Origin of the sequence: Streptomyces mauvecolor (genome assembly GCF_039532965.1) — a bacterium.
Classification (GTDB): Bacteria; Actinomycetota; Actinomycetes; order Streptomycetales; family Streptomycetaceae; genus Streptomyces; species Streptomyces violascens.
The window spans coordinates 307,940-320,539 of the sequence record NZ_BAAASQ010000021.1 but is presented as its reverse complement, the minus strand read 5'-3'; the positions used below and the strand labels follow the sequence as shown (position 1 = coordinate 320,539).

Annotated in this window: 16 protein-coding genes and 1 tRNA gene; 8 read left to right on the top strand and 9 right to left on the bottom strand. The window is 70.1% G+C overall.

All coding sequences use genetic code 11. The annotated features are described in order from the left end of the window. Positions 1-244 precede the first annotated feature (244 nt). Together ABD346_RS26875 and ABD346_RS26870 are read right to left on the bottom strand one after the other, a co-directional pair. The gene (locus ABD346_RS26875; protein ID WP_344378355.1) at positions 245-1,210 is read right to left on the bottom strand and encodes a zinc-binding dehydrogenase; all 966 of its coding nucleotides are present in this window, start codon (positions 1,208-1,210) and stop codon (positions 245-247) included. A 147-nt stretch (positions 1,211-1,357) separates the two neighbouring features. Beyond that, positions 1,358-2,563, bottom strand: coding sequence for an NAD(P)-dependent malic enzyme (locus ABD346_RS26870; RefSeq protein WP_344378354.1), 1,206 nt, complete (start codon positions 2,561-2,563; stop codon positions 1,358-1,360). A gap of 618 nt (positions 2,564-3,181) precedes the next feature. Here ABD346_RS26870 and ABD346_RS26865 point away from each other — a divergent pair. The 3 genes from ABD346_RS26865 to ABD346_RS26855 are packed head-to-tail and all read left to right on the top strand — an operon-like array spanning position 3,182 to position 5,882. Then, positions 3,182-4,144 carry an ABC transporter substrate-binding protein gene (locus tag ABD346_RS26865; RefSeq protein WP_344378352.1) on the top strand — a complete coding sequence of 321 codons (963 nt, stop codon included), beginning with the start codon at positions 3,182-3,184 and terminating at the stop codon, positions 4,142-4,144. A gap of 30 nt (positions 4,145-4,174) precedes the next feature. Continuing rightward, entirely contained in the window at positions 4,175-5,110 is a 936-nt protein-coding gene (locus ABD346_RS26860) for an amino acid ABC transporter permease (protein WP_344378351.1), read from the top strand. A 4-nt stretch (positions 5,111-5,114) separates the two neighbouring features. Continuing rightward, positions 5,115-5,882 carry an amino acid ABC transporter ATP-binding protein gene (locus ABD346_RS26855; protein ID WP_053730660.1) on the top strand — a complete coding sequence of 256 codons (768 nt, stop codon included), beginning with the start codon at positions 5,115-5,117 and terminating at the stop codon, positions 5,880-5,882. A 58-nt stretch (positions 5,883-5,940) separates the two neighbouring features. Here the strand turns inward: ABD346_RS26855 and ABD346_RS26850 are convergent, their stop codons facing one another. Beyond that, positions 5,941-6,630 (bottom strand): class I SAM-dependent methyltransferase, encoded by a 690-nt coding sequence (locus ABD346_RS26850; protein WP_344378436.1) that lies wholly within the window; start codon positions 6,628-6,630, stop codon positions 5,941-5,943. Between the two features lie 185 nt (positions 6,631-6,815). Between ABD346_RS26850 and ABD346_RS26845 the strand changes: the two genes are divergently transcribed. After that, positions 6,816-7,430 (top strand): CGNR zinc finger domain-containing protein, encoded by a 615-nt coding sequence (locus ABD346_RS26845; RefSeq protein WP_344378350.1) that lies wholly within the window; start codon positions 6,816-6,818, stop codon positions 7,428-7,430. Here ABD346_RS26845 and sodX read toward each other — a convergent pair. Next, a complete protein-coding gene (gene sodX / locus ABD346_RS26840; RefSeq protein WP_344378348.1) occupies positions 7,349-7,774 on the bottom strand; it encodes a nickel-type superoxide dismutase maturation protease in 426 nt (141 codons plus the stop codon). The two genes, ABD346_RS26845 and sodX, sit on opposite strands and share 82 nt — an antisense overlap. A 175-nt stretch (positions 7,775-7,949) precedes the next feature. Between sodX and sodN the strand changes: the two genes are divergently transcribed. Continuing rightward, positions 7,950-8,345: a superoxide dismutase, Ni gene (gene sodN, locus ABD346_RS26835; RefSeq protein ID WP_053730656.1), complete on the top strand. Its 396-nt coding sequence runs from the start codon at positions 7,950-7,952 to the stop codon at positions 8,343-8,345. 135 nt (positions 8,346-8,480) lie between these two features. Here the strand turns inward: sodN and ABD346_RS26830 are convergent. Both ABD346_RS26830 and ABD346_RS26825 read right to left on the bottom strand, forming a co-directional pair. Beyond that, positions 8,481-8,555 (bottom strand) — tRNA-Asp (locus ABD346_RS26830). A 50-nt stretch (positions 8,556-8,605) separates the two neighbouring features. After that, complete coding sequence (locus ABD346_RS26825) at positions 8,606-9,133, bottom strand: P-loop NTPase family protein (RefSeq protein WP_344378347.1); 528 nt, start codon at positions 9,131-9,133, stop codon at positions 8,606-8,608. Between the two features lie 79 nt (positions 9,134-9,212). Between ABD346_RS26825 and cpt the strand changes: the two genes are divergently transcribed. Genes cpt through ABD346_RS26810 form a run of 3 tightly spaced genes read left to right on the top strand, consistent with a single transcriptional unit; the run spans position 9,213 to position 10,597 of the window. Next, positions 9,213-9,758 (top strand): chloramphenicol phosphotransferase CPT, encoded by a 546-nt coding sequence (gene cpt / locus ABD346_RS26820; protein ID WP_344378346.1) that lies wholly within the window; start codon positions 9,213-9,215, stop codon positions 9,756-9,758. Positions 9,759-9,780: 22 nt separating this feature from the next. Beyond that, positions 9,781-10,173 (top strand): nuclear transport factor 2 family protein, encoded by a 393-nt coding sequence (locus ABD346_RS26815; protein ID WP_344378345.1) that lies wholly within the window; start codon positions 9,781-9,783, stop codon positions 10,171-10,173. A 10-nt stretch (positions 10,174-10,183) separates the two neighbouring features. Beyond that, positions 10,184-10,597, top strand: a complete 414-nt coding sequence (locus ABD346_RS26810; RefSeq protein WP_344378343.1) for a VOC family protein — start codon at positions 10,184-10,186, stop codon at positions 10,595-10,597. 8 nt (positions 10,598-10,605) lie between these two features. On the opposite strand, the gene ABD346_RS26805 is transcribed toward ABD346_RS26810, so the two are convergent. The 3 genes from ABD346_RS26805 to ABD346_RS26795 all read right to left on the bottom strand — a co-directional run bounded on the left by ABD346_RS26805 (position 10,606) and on the right by ABD346_RS26795 (position 12,595). After that, complete coding sequence (locus tag ABD346_RS26805; protein ID WP_344378341.1) at positions 10,606-10,962, bottom strand: GntR family transcriptional regulator; 357 nt, start codon at positions 10,960-10,962, stop codon at positions 10,606-10,608. 40 nt (positions 10,963-11,002) lie between these two features. After that, on the bottom strand, positions 11,003-11,971 hold the full coding sequence (locus ABD346_RS26800) for a DUF1648 domain-containing protein (protein WP_344378340.1): 969 nt from the start codon (positions 11,969-11,971) through the stop codon (positions 11,003-11,005). A 177-nt stretch (positions 11,972-12,148) separates the two neighbouring features. Continuing rightward, complete coding sequence (locus ABD346_RS26795; protein ID WP_344378339.1) at positions 12,149-12,595, bottom strand: DUF6304 family protein; 447 nt, start codon at positions 12,593-12,595, stop codon at positions 12,149-12,151. Positions 12,596-12,600 lie beyond the last annotated feature (5 nt).

Below are 12,600 nucleotides of genomic sequence, written 5' to 3'. Positions count from 1 at the left end.
GCACAGCCAAGTCGAATGGTTCACCCCCTCCGGGGCTCCGCCCCGGCCCCGCCTTCACCCGCGGGCCGCGAGTGGCTGGTCGCGCAGTTCCCCGCGCCCCTGTAGGGCGCCCAGCACTCCCAGTCGCGCCCACGCGGCGGAGCCGCACGTGTCACAGCCCCGCGCCTGCGCACTCGTACACCCAGTACGCCTCGTACACGCGGAACCGCGGCCGTCAGCCCCCGTTCACACCCCCGGCCGCGCCTCACTCCATGGTGAGGACCACCTTCCCGAACAGGTCTCCCGACGCCACCTTCTCGAAGCCCTCGCGCGCCCGGTCCAGCGGGAGCACCTCGTCGATGACGGGACGTACGCCCGTCGCCGAGCAGAACGCGAGCAGGTCCTCCAGCTCGTCCTTCGTGCCCATCGTCGAGCCGACGACCTTGAGCTCCAGGAAGAAGATGCGGGTCAGTTCGGCGTGCGCCGGGCGGTCGCCGCTGGTGGCGCCCGAGATGACCAGAGTGCCGCCGGGACGCAGGGACTTGACCGAGTGGGACCAGGTCGCGGCCCCCACCGTCTCGATGACCGCGTCGACCCGCTGCGGCAGCCGCGCACCGGGCTCGTACGCCTCGACCGCGCCCAGTTCCACGGCCCGCCTGCGCTTGGCCTCGTCGCGGCTGGTGGCGAAGACCCGCAGGCCCGCCGCCTTGCCGAGGACGATCGCGGCGGTGGCGACGCCGCCTCCCGCGCCCTGCACGAGGACCGAATCCCCGGGCCGCACCCCGGCGTTGGTGAACAGCATCCGGTACGCGGTCAGCCAGGCGGTCGGCATGCAGGCCGCTTCCGCGAAGCTCAGGTCCTTCGGCTTCGGCAGGACGTTCCAGGTGGGGACGGCGACCTGCTCGGCGAAGGTGCCCTGGTACTTCTCGGTGAGGATCGAGCGGCCCTCGGCGGGGCCGACGCCGTGGCCGGTCTGGCCGATCACCGAGTGCAGGACGACCTCGTTGCCGTCCTGGTCGACCCCGGCCGCGTCGCAGCCCAGGATCATCGGCAGCTTGTCCTCGGTGAGTCCGACCCCGCGCAGCGACCAGACGTCATGGTGGTTGAGGGAGGCGGCCCGTACGTCGACGAGCGTCCAGCCGGGGCGTACCTCGGGGGCCGGCCGCTCCCCCAACTCGAGGCCGCTGAGCGGCTGGTCACGGTCGATGCGGGCGGCGTAGGCGGCGAACATGGCCCTGACCCTAGAGCGCGCGGCCCGGCCGCCGGAACCTCCCACGGCTGTGACACCCCGCACGCTGCGGACAGCCACGAAAAAGCCGTGCCGGGCTCCCCCGAGGGAAAGCCCGGCACGGCTCCGCAAGCGGACCTCCGGAACGTACTACCGGCGCGCCACGCCCTCGGCGCGGGCGGCGGCAGCGACCGCCGCCGTGACGGCCGGGGCGACCCGCTCGTCGAACGGGGACGGGATGACGTAGTCGGCGGCGAGCTGGTCGCCCACGACGTCGGCCAGCGCGTTCGCCGCGGCGATCTTCATGCCCTCGGTGATCCGGGAGGCCCGGACCTGGAGGGCGCCCGCGAAGATGCCGGGGAAGGCGAGCACGTTGTTGATCTGGTTCGGGTAGTCCGAGCGCCCGGTGGCCACGACGGACGCGTACTTGTGCGCGATGTCGGGGTGCACCTCGGGGTTCGGGTTGGCCATCGCGAAGACGAAGGCACCCGGTGCCATGGAGGCGACCGCGGGCTCGGGCACCGTACCGCCGGAGACGCCGATGAACACGTCGGCGCCGGCCAGCGCGGTCTCCAGGGAGCCGGTCAGGCCCGCCTTGTTGGTGAGCTCGGCGAGCTCGCGCTTGACGTCCGTGAGGTCCGTCCGGTCGCTGCTGACGATGCCCTTGCGGTCCGCGACCGCCACATCGCCGAGGCCCGCTTCGAGCAGGAACTTGGCGATGGCGACACCGGCCGCGCCCGCGCCGGAGATCACCGCGCGCAGGTCGCCGAGGGTGCGTCCGGTGAGCTTGGCGGCGTTGCGCAGGGCGGCCAGGGTGACGACGGCCGTGCCGTGCTGGTCGTCGTGGAAGACCGGAATGTCCAGGGCTTCCTGCAGCCGGCGCTCGATCTCGAAGCAGCGCGGGGCGGAGATGTCCTCCAGGTTCACCCCACCGAAGGACGGGGCAAGCCGGACCACGGTCTCGATGATCTCGTCCGTGTCGGTGGTCGCGAGCGCGATCGGAACCGCGTCGACGCCGCCGAACTGCTTGAAGAGGATCGCCTTGCCCTCCATCACGGGAAGGGAGGCCTCCGGGCCGATGTCACCGAGCCCGAGCACCGCCGTACCGTCCGTCACGACGGCGACCACCTGAGACTTCCAGGTGTAGTCGTGGACCAGCTCCGGGTTCTCCGCGATCGCGCTGCACACCTTGGCGACGCCCGGCGTGTAGGCGAGGGACAGGTCGTCCTTGTCACGGATCGGCACGGTGGCCTGCACGGCCATCTTGCCGCCCCGGTGGAGCGCGAAGGCCGGGTCGAAGGGCTCGTCCGAACCCTCCGTGCTGTCGCTGCGAGGATTGACGATCTCCGCTGCCATTGTGTTTGACCCCTTAAGTCTTCATCAGTTGAGGGTGGCCACTCCTTGTTGAGGAGGGGTGGGCGGACCCGCGTACGTTCCCCGCTGAGGGCGGTTGGCCCGCCCCGCGGGGTGGAGGTACGTACGCGCGGGCGCGCCGCACACGCGCCCTGAGCCCCGGATGAGGGGTGTAAGGATCCTTCTTACCGGACATCGACGTCCGCCGACGAGTCCATATTGGCCCAGCGCCGACGCTGCGTCGCAAGCGGCCTCCGTACCGTGACACGACTCTTGGTGCGATGTCACGACAAGTCGCATACGCGGCATGAAACATGTCCACAACGCGAGATGAACCGGAGAATCTGCGGTCCCTGCGGACACTTCCCGCACATGGTCCGGCCAAGTGGGCCTTGGTGTAGCGGCTTGTTGCGGTTCGGGGGGTGACCCGTTATCCGATTTTGACATGGCTGCGACCCTGATTTCCGGGGTCCGAATGGCAAGATGCGACTTCACACGCGGTTCACACCGCGGTCGCGACACCCGAGGATGCGTGCACGACCACCGCCCAGGACCTGTGCGTCGTCGTTTCGTACGCACTCCATGGCCACTCCACTCAACATCTGCCGGAGGAACCCGACCATGACCGCAAGCACCACCCGCCGTACGACCGCCTCCAAGTCCCGGATTGCCGCGGTCGGCGCGATCGCGGTCGCGGGCGCCCTGCTGGTCACCGGCTGCGGTGACCAGACGAAGAAGGGCTCGGCCCCCGAGTCCTCGGGCGGGGCCTCGAAGTCCGCCCCGCTCTTCTCCAAGCTGCCCGCGAACATTCAGAAGGCCGGCGTCATCAAGGTCGGGACCGACGCCACTTACGCCCCCATGGAGTTCAAGCAGGGCGAGAAGATCGTCGGTATCGACCCCGACATCGCCGACGCCCTCGGCAAGCAGCTCGGCGTGAAGTTCGAGTTCACCAGCGGCACCTTCGACACCCTCCTGGGCGCGCTGCCGACCGGCCGCTACGACGCGGTCATGTCCTCGGTGAGCGACACCAAGGCCCGCCAGCAGGGCCTCGACAAGGACGGCAAGAAGACCGGTACGGGCGTCGACTTCGTCGACTACTACACGGCGAGCACCGGCATCCTGGTCAAGAAGGGCAACCCGGAGGGCATCAAGTCCACCGACGACCTGTGCGGCAAGAAGATCGCCGTGCAGCGCGGCACCACGTACGAGCAGGCCGCCAAGGACCTCGCCGCCAAGTGCAAGGCGGACGGCAAGGGCGAGCTGGCCTTCGAGCCGTACGCCACCGACGCCGAGGCGCAGACCCGCGTCAAGGCCGGCGGTGCGGTCGCCGACCTCAACGACTCCCCCGTCGCCGCGTACATCGCGCAGACCGCGGGCGGCGGCGCCGACTTCGAGGCGGTCGCCAACAAGTCGGACGCGGGCCCCTTCGGCATCGCGGTGGACAAGAAGAACACCCAGCTGCGCGACGCCCTCGCGGCCGCGCTGGACGCGGTCATCGCGGACGGCACGTACAAGACGGCGATCGACAAGTGGGGCGGCGCGCAGGGCGCCGTCACCAAGGCAGCCATCAACGGCGGCTCCTGACCCCCCGCGCACCACTGAAGGGCAGTCGCTGTGACTGACAAGCTCGACAAGACCCCCTCCGGTCCGGCGGACGCCGCCCCGGAGCAGGTCCCGCCGGACATCATCCGTGCCATCCCGGTACGCCACTACGGCCGCTGGATCAGCGCCGTGGTCGTCGTCGCCGTACTCGGCGCGCTCGGGTACGCGTTCGCCCAGGGCAATGTGCGCTGGGCCACCGTCACGGACAAGCTGTTCGACTCCAGCATCCTGACCGGCCTGTGGCACACCGTGCTCATCAGCGTCGTCTCCATGGCCGTGGGCCTGGCGCTCGGCGTGCTGTTCGCCGTGATGCGGCTCTCGAAGAACCCGGTGACCAGCTCGGTCGCCTGGCTGTACATCTGGTTCTTCCGCGGCACCCCGGTCTACGTACAGCTCCTCATCTGGTTCAACCTGGCGCTGATCTTCCCGATCCTGAACCTCGGGTTCTACAAGGACTACATGACCGCGGTCATGACTCCGTTCCTCGCCGCCCTGCTCGGCCTCGGCCTGAACGAGGGCGCGTACATGGCGGAGATCGTCCGGGCCGGCATCCAGTCGGTGGACGAGGGCCAGACCGAGGCCTCGCACGCGCTCGGCATGACGCAGATGCAGACCATGCGCCGCGTGGTGCTGCCCCAGTCGATGCGGGTGATCATCCCGCCGACGGGCAACGAGTTCATCAACATGCTCAAGACCTCGTCACTGGTCGTGGCCGTCCAGTACCAGGATCTGCTGCGCAGTGCCCAGGACGTCGCCGCGACCTCGTTCGCGGTGATGGAGATGCTCTTCGTCGCCTCGATCTGGTACCTGGCCCTGACCAGCGTGTTCAGCGTCGGCCAGTACTACCTGGAGCGCCGTTTCGCACGCGGTTCGCTGCGCGCCCTGCCGCCCACGCCGCTGGAGCGCATCAAGTCGAACCTGCTCTCCCTCTCCAACTGGCGGCGGTGATCCCATGACTGCACAACCGATGGTCAAGGCGGAGGGCGTCCACAAGTCGTTCGGCCCCGCCCACATCCTCAAGGGCATCGACCTGGAGGTGGCCGAGGGCGAGGTGTTCTGCCTGATCGGCCCGTCCGGCTCCGGCAAGTCGACGTTCCTGCGGTGCATCAACCACCTGGAGCAGATCAACGCCGGGCGCCTGTACGTCGACGGCGACCTGGTCGGATACCGGCAGAAGGGGGACAAGCTGTACGAGCTGAAGGACAGCGAAGTCGCCCTGAAGCGCCGGGACATCGGCATGGTCTTCCAGCGCTTCAACCTGTTCCCGCACATGACGGCCGTGGAGAACGTCATGGAGGCGCCGGTCCAGGTCAAGCGGGAGTCGAAGGCGGTGGCCCGCGAGCGGGCCCTGAAGCTGCTCGACCGCGTCGGCCTCGCCGACAAGGCGGGCAACTACCCCTCGCAGCTCTCCGGCGGCCAGCAGCAGCGCGTGGCGATCGCCCGGGCGCTGGCGATGCAGCCGAAGCTGATGCTGTTCGACGAGCCGACCTCGGCGCTCGACCCCGAGCTGGTGGGCGACGTCCTGGACGTCATGCGCGGGCTCGCCGAGGACGGCATGACCATGATCGTGGTCACCCACGAGATGGGCTTCGCCCGTGAGGTCGGCGACTCGCTGGTCTTCATGGACGACGGCGTGGTGGTCGAAGCGGGCAACCCGCGTGATGTCCTGACGAACCCTCAGCACGACCGGACGAAGTCGTTCCTGTCGAAGGTGCTGTAACGCCTCGCAAGGAAAGGGGGGTTATGGGCAGGCGCCCATAACCCCCCTTTCGCGTCTGCTACTTCAGGGCGAGGAGCAGGGTGTCCGAGGGCGAGGCCCATACGGGTCGGGCCTCGGCGAAGCCGGCGGCACGCAGGGTTTCGGCGTGCCAGGCGGCCGGGGGCATGTCGCCGTCGGCGTGCTCGCCGTAGATCTCGTACCGCTTGGCGGTCGGCCCGGCGAGGACCGGGTCCTCGGCGGCCAGCGCCCACCAGTCGGCCCAGTCGAGGGCACCGGCGGCCTTGGCGCGGTCCATCCGGGCGTGCCGGTGGGCGCGTTCGGCGGCGTTGATGCGGGGGGTGGCGGGGTCGATCATGTGGTCGGCGTTCATGAACACGCCGCCGTCCCGGACGAGCCCGGCGACCTGCCCGTAGAGCGCGGCGAGCGGCTCACTGTGCAGCCAGTGCAGGGCAGTGGCCGTGAGAACGGCGTCGTAGGAGTCGTACGGAAGCGACCGGACCCACTCGGGGTCCTTGAGATCGGCGGTCACGAAGGTGACACGCGGGTCCCCGGCGAAGGTGCCCTCGGCGATGGCGAGGAGCGCGGGGTCGAGATCCACCCCCGTACTGACCGCGTCCGGGAACCTCTTGAGGAGCCGGTCCGTAATACTCCCCGTACCGCACGCGAGGTCGAGCACGCGCGGCGCGGGACCGACGCAGGCCTCGACCATGTCGAGCATGACCCGGAAGCGCTCCTCGCGGTCCGGCATGTACCACTCCTGCTGCCGGTCCCAGCTGTTCTGCCAGCCTTGCCAGTCGGTGCCCGTACCGGCCCCAGTGACAGTCTCCGACACCGCGATCCCTCCTACGAAGCCACTCTGTAATACCCTCGAAGGGTACCCAGCCGTTACCTGTGAACACTCCAGACCATAGACCGCCACCGTAAGGACTACAAGTGGAACTGGCCTATTACTCGGACTACGCCGTGCGCCTGGTCAACACCGAGGAGCCGGCCCGCAGCAAGGACTCGCTGACGTCGGTCGACGCGGTGCGCGAACTGTTCGGCGGGAACAAGTCGGCGGCGCGCCGGGCGACGGACGCGGACGTGACGCGCTTCCGTTCGGTAAGGGCCCGCCTGCGGGCGGTCTTCGAGGCGGCGGACGCGGGCGAGGAGGTCCAGGCGGTGGACCTGCTCAACTCGCTGCTCCTGGAGTTCCCGGTCAGTCCGCAGGTGTCGGGCCACGAGCACCGGGACGAGGACGACCGCCCGCTGTGGCACATGCACCTCGCCGACCACCCGTCGAACGCGACGGCGGGCTATGCGGCGATCGCCTCCATGGGCCTGGCCTTCCACCTCACGGAGTACGGGGTCGACCGGCTGGGCCTGTGCCAGGCGGCGCCGTGCCGCAACGCCTACCTGGACACCTCGACCAACCGCTCGCGCCGCTACTGCTCGGACCGCTGCGCGACCCGGGCGAACGTGGCCGCCTACCGGGCCCGCAAGCGCCTGGAGACCGAGCGGTCGGAGAGCACCGGCCTGACCGACGAGACGAGCCAGGACGCCAGGTAGCCGACGGTGCGGCGGCGTCCGGCCGTCATCGGCCGGTACCGCCCGCGCACCCGGCCGAGCACGAGCTCGACGGGCACGGCGCCGAACGCCCTGCTGTCCACGACCTCGTCGTCCCCGTTGTCCCCGAGCACCCACCAGCCGCTCTCGCGCAGCTCCATGAGCCGCTTGACGATGAGCAGATCCTGCTGCAAGGGGTGCCGCAGCACGGCCACATCACCCACCCTCAGCTCGGCCCCGTAGTGCACGAGCAGCTGATCCCCGTGCAACAGCGTGGGAACCATCGAGGTCCCCAGGACCTCGGCGATCCCCAGCGGCACCCTCGGCTCCCGCCCCTCATCCGTCATACGTCACCCACCTCCCGGCCACCGGCACCCCGCCGCCACTCCCACGGTACGTTCCGCCACGAGTCCCATGGTGACCCTGGACTTTTGACCTAAGCCCATGGGGGCACCCGCGAAATCCCGTCTCTCACCGAGTAATGTCCCACCTGAGAAGACGATCACGAGGAAGGACAGCTCAATGCTTTCCCGCCTGTTTGCCCCCAAGGTGAAGGTCAGCGCGCACTGCGACCTGCCCTGCGGTGTGTACGACCCTGCCCAGGCCCGCATCGAGGCGGAGTCGGTCAAGGCCGTACAGGAGAAGTTCCAGGCCAACGAGGACGCGCACTTCCGTGCCCGTGCCGTGGTCATCAAGGAACAGCGCGCGGAGCTCGCCAAGCACCACGTGTCGGTGCTGTGGAGCGACTACTTCAAGCCGCCGCACTTCGAGAAGTACCCGGAGCTGCACCAGCTGGTCAACGACACCCTGAAGGCCCTCTCGGCCGCCAAGGCGTCGACCGACCCGGCGACCGGCCAGAAGGCGCTCGACCTCATCGCCGAGATCGACCGCATCTTCTGGGAGACCAAGAAGGCCTGACACCGGGCCAAGTCCGCGAAGCCGTACGCGTTCGGCGAACGCGCAGGTGGAAGCGGACGCAGAAAAGGCCCGACCGGGTTCACCGGCCGGGCCTTTTCGCTGCCGTCGCACGACCTGACGGAGCGTTGGTAGAGGGGCGGGGCGGCCGGATTCGAACCGGCGTCCTCCTCCATGATGTGTAGGCGCACTACCTCTGTGCTACGACCCCGCCTTGATCAACATCGTACGGGAGTGCGGTGCCGGCCGGGAAGGGGGCTGGGCTACAGGCCCTCCAGCGTGCGCAGCCACCTCTCCGTTTCCTTCGGTGTCGTGAAGTGCAGGGTCCTCAGCGGGGCGAACCTCGCATCCCCGGCCCGTGCTTCGATCTCCGCTCCGCGGGCTGCATGCTGGGTCCAGGACGTGCGGGCCGGGTGGTCCGGGGTGAACCAGTCCGCCAGCTTTTCGCGGTTGCCGTTGAAGACTCGTTCTCGCAGCACCGTTCTGCGCAATGAGCGGCGCAGAACCCGGGGCATGACCACCCGCCTCGGGTAGTCCAGCCACACCACCGTGTCCGCCCGCTCCCACAGCAGGTCGCGCACCTCCGGGTAGCCGAATGAGTCGAATATCCAGGTCGGGGAGGAGGCTATTTCCCTTGTCCGGGTGGCGAATTGCGGGTTCGGCGTCCAGGCCGGTCCGCCGAAGTACAGCTCGTCCATTTCGTGGTACGGGATCTCCAGGCGCCTGCTCACCGCGCGCGCCAGGGTTGATTTGCCGGATCCCGTCACCCCGGCCACCAGGATTCGCCGCATCCGCGCAGGCTAGGCGGAAATCGGTTGGCCGGGGAAGGGGCGGCCGCTTACGTTGGCGCCCGTGATGGATCAAACAGGCATGCCGCGGTGTCAGGTGATCGTGCTCAACGGCGGGTCCAGTTCCGGGAAGTCCGGGATCGCCCGGTGTCTGCAAGCCGTGCTGCCCGGGGCCTGGCTGATGTTCGGGGTCGACTCCGTGGACGCGGCCATGCCCGCCTCGCTCCGCGACGGCGAGGGCGGGCTCGGCATCGGGGCCGACGGCACGGTGACCGTGGGGCCCGAGTACCGGCGGCTCTCGGACGCCTGGCGGCACGGGGTCGCCGCCATGGTGCGGGCCGGCGCCCGGGTCATTCTCGACGAGGTGTTCCTCGACGGCGCCGACGGGCAGAAGCGCTGGCTCCACGCCCTCGACGGGCTCGACGTGCTCTGGGTCGCGGTGCGCTGCGACCCCGACACCGCGGCCGGGCGCGAGACCGCCCGCGGCGACCGCGTCCCCGGCATGGCCCGCGGCCAGGCCGACTCCGTACACCTCGGGGTGCGGTACGACGTCGAGGTCGACTCGGCGACGGCCGAATCCATGGCCTGCGCCCTGCTGATCGCCGAGCAGCACGCCCTCCGGGGCTGAGCGCGGAGGGATACTCGACGGCATGGGCAGCCTCGATCTCGCCGACGCCGCGCGGCGATTCGTCTCCACCTGGGAAGCCGGCTGGGCCCGGCACGACGTCGACGCCATCCTGGAGCTCTACGCCGACGACATCGTCCACACCTCCATGCCGTTCCGGCCTCCGCACCGGGGGCGGGCCGAGCTCGCCGACTATCTGCGCCGGTCGTTCGAGGGGGAACGGGTCCAGGAGGTGCGGTTCGGTGAACCGGTGGTCGGCCGAGGCCGGCTCGCCGTCGCCGAGTTCCGGGTGCTCGCCTTCGAGGGCGAGGCACCCGTCACCCTCGCGGGCTGCGTGTTCGTACGCTTCGGTTCGGACGGGCTCGCGGTCGAGACGCGTGACTACTGGCACACCACGGAAGGTCATCTTCCGGGTTAGGTTCGGGGGCATGGAATCTCTGGAGCCTCCGTACCCCCGGCTTCTTGTCGATCGCTACGAATCTTCATTCCACTTCTACGATGCCGTGCTGCCCGGGCTCACCGGCTGCACCCTCGCCCGGGGCAACTCGGCCTCCGGCTATGCCAGTTGGGACGCCGCCGACGGGCGTACCGCGCTCGCCCTGTTCACCCGGTCCGCGATGGCCGCCTCGCTCGGCGAGGACGTCACGCCTCGCGGGGGCGGGTCGTCGCTGGTCGTTCACGTGGCGTCGAGGGATGCCCTCGACGCCGCGGTCTCGCTCTGCGAGGCGGCGGGGGGTGTCGTCGCGGCTCCGGCCCGCGACATGCCCGCGTGGGGGCCCGGGTTGCGCGCTGCGCACGTGCTCGATCCGGACGGGAATCTGGTCGAGCTCCAGACGTATTGAGGTGCCCCTCACGCCAGCCCCTCCCTCACCAGCCCCACAACCTCCTCCTCCGTGAGCCCCAACTCCCTTGCCTGATCGACGAGTTCGCGCACTCTCAGCATCAGGGACGCCCGGCCGCGCGCGGACGTGTCGTCCACGACGACGGCGCCCCGGCCCCGGCGGAGTTCGATCAGGCCCTCCTCCCTCAGGCGCTGGTACCCCCTCAGCACCGTATGGAGGTTGACGCCCAGCGAGTCCGCCAGGGCGCGGGCCGCGGGGAGGCGTTCGCCTGGGGTCACCTTGCCCTCGGCGATCGCCCGGCGCACCGATGCCGCGATCTGGTCGCCCAGCGGCTGCGGCGACGCGGGGTCCACCCGGAACAGCATCAGCGCCTCCCGGTCCCTCGGCAGGCGGGCTTGAGCGGCATCAGCGCTTCGCCCCCTCGCGGTCGGCCAGCGTATTGAGCAGCGCGGCGGCCGTCGCCGAGTCGTCCACCGTCACCGCGAACTCGCGGCCGCCCGCGCGCCGCACGACGAGCGCCTCGCCCGAGCGCAGCATCAGACCCGTCCTGCCCGGACGCATCCGATAGCCCCAACCCCCGTACTCCGCGAGGATTTTGACCTCGCGGCTGACCGCCCGCTCGACGTCGGACAGCGGCACCCGGATCCGCGGCCAGGGCAGTACGGTCGGCCGCGCGGTCAGGCCGTGGCGGTCGACGGTGACGTACGGACAGGAGAACGCGAGGCAGATCAGCGCGCCGCCGAGCGCGATGAGCGCGTGGCGCGTTCCGCCCGCGTACAGCAGGACGATCCCCGTGGCGATCAGCGCGAGCCCCGCCCCGAGCAGCACCCGCGAGGGTGCCCGGCGCATCCAGCCCGCCACCTCGCCCTCGGCGAGGTCGAGCCGCTCCGGCTCGCCGGGGCCGGGCGACGGCACAGGGGCGGGCATCGACACGGTCAGCAGGAGCAGCCAGCCGATCCCCGCCGCGAGCGCGCCGCAGCCCGCCCCGATGACGAGCTGCCACGGCGGCATCCGCACCCGCCCGGGGTCGGTCGCGTCGGCGTTGGCGATCAGGACGGCGACCATCAGATAGCCGACGAGGCCGGCGACCGCGTACCCGACCCAGACCATCCACCGCAGCCCCCGCACGGCCGCGTCCCCGGTCCGTGCGACGACGGCCCACAGCGCGGCGAGCCCGATGTGCGTCACGAGGACGAGGACCAGGTACGAGGTGTGGCTCTGAGTGTCGTCGGAACGGCCGCTCGCGGTGAAGTGGCTGGCCAGCCGGTCGGGCAGCCGGTCACGAAGGAGCGCGAACGCCGTCAGGTCGACGGCCGTGGCGAGCAGGAACGGCAGCACGGCAATGGCCACCAGGCGGTACCGGACACGATCCATCGAAGCCTCCTTGTTCGCATAGTAGTAGAACAATGTGAGGTGGGGAAGGCTCGGTCCGCGGGGCAGGGCCCCCGCCGCGGGCCCGCCCGGAAACAACAAGGCGGCCGCCCCGCACCACGGAGTCCCGAGGACTCCCCGATGCGCAGCGGCCGCGGGAGGAACAGCGGAGGAAGGGGATCAGATGGCGTCCAGTGCGGACGGCTGGAGGCCCCAGCCGTACGGGAGTTGGCGCCGGATGTCGTCGAGGACCGAGCCGAAGTCGAGCTCGGCGCGCCCGCTGGCGTACACCGCTCCCCCGAAGTGCAGGGCGACCCCGAGGTCGGGCTCCGGCGGTTTCAGGGAGAGCAGGCAGCTGAGGGTGGCCTGCTGGACGGCGCCGTCGTCCGAGGCGACGGGCACGGGCATGTCCCATTCCATTACGAAGTCACGAAGGTTCCCGCCGTCGAGCGCGAAAGTGCCGCTCTCCGTCGGTATCCCCGGTACCGGGCCGAGCGAGTCAAAGCTCGCTCCGGCGAAATCGACCCCCCTGATCCGGGTCCGCAGTTGCGTCCCGTCAGTGGTGATCGTCAGCGCTTCGGATCCTAGGCGGTCCCGGTACCAACCCGCCCATGACTGTGGTGTCATGGGCG

Excerpts from the sequence above, each read along its gene's own strand:
- ABD346_RS26875 (WP_344378355.1), bottom strand. The coding sequence starts at position 1,210 with ATGTTCGCCGCCTACGCCGCCCGCATCGACCGTGACCAGCCGCTCAGC.
- ABD346_RS26870 (WP_344378354.1), bottom strand. The coding sequence starts at position 2,563 with ATGGCAGCGGAGATCGTCAATCCTCGCAGCGACAGCACGGAGGGTTCG.
- ABD346_RS26865 (WP_344378352.1), top strand. The coding sequence starts at position 3,182 with ATGACCGCAAGCACCACCCGCCGTACGACCGCCTCCAAGTCCCGGATT.
- ABD346_RS26855 (WP_053730660.1), top strand. The coding sequence starts at position 5,115 with ATGACTGCACAACCGATGGTCAAGGCGGAGGGCGTCCACAAGTCGTTC.
- ABD346_RS26850 (WP_344378436.1), bottom strand. The coding sequence starts at position 6,630 with ATGCCGGACCGCGAGGAGCGCTTCCGGGTCATGCTCGACATGGTCGAG.
- sodX (WP_344378348.1), bottom strand. The coding sequence starts at position 7,774 with ATGACGGATGAGGGGCGGGAGCCGAGGGTGCCGCTGGGGATCGCCGAG.
- sodN (WP_053730656.1), top strand. The coding sequence starts at position 7,950 with ATGCTTTCCCGCCTGTTTGCCCCCAAGGTGAAGGTCAGCGCGCACTGC.
- ABD346_RS26825 (WP_344378347.1), bottom strand. The coding sequence starts at position 9,133 with ATGCGGCGAATCCTGGTGGCCGGGGTGACGGGATCCGGCAAATCAACC.
- cpt (WP_344378346.1), top strand. The coding sequence starts at position 9,213 with ATGCCGCGGTGTCAGGTGATCGTGCTCAACGGCGGGTCCAGTTCCGGG.
- ABD346_RS26815 (WP_344378345.1), top strand. The coding sequence starts at position 9,781 with ATGGGCAGCCTCGATCTCGCCGACGCCGCGCGGCGATTCGTCTCCACC.
- ABD346_RS26810 (WP_344378343.1), top strand. The coding sequence starts at position 10,184 with ATGGAATCTCTGGAGCCTCCGTACCCCCGGCTTCTTGTCGATCGCTAC.
- ABD346_RS26805 (WP_344378341.1), bottom strand. The coding sequence starts at position 10,962 with ATGCTGTTCCGGGTGGACCCCGCGTCGCCGCAGCCGCTGGGCGACCAG.
- ABD346_RS26800 (WP_344378340.1), bottom strand. The coding sequence starts at position 11,971 with ATGGATCGTGTCCGGTACCGCCTGGTGGCCATTGCCGTGCTGCCGTTC.
- ABD346_RS26795 (WP_344378339.1), bottom strand. The coding sequence starts at position 12,595 with ATGACACCACAGTCATGGGCGGGTTGGTACCGGGACCGCCTAGGATCC.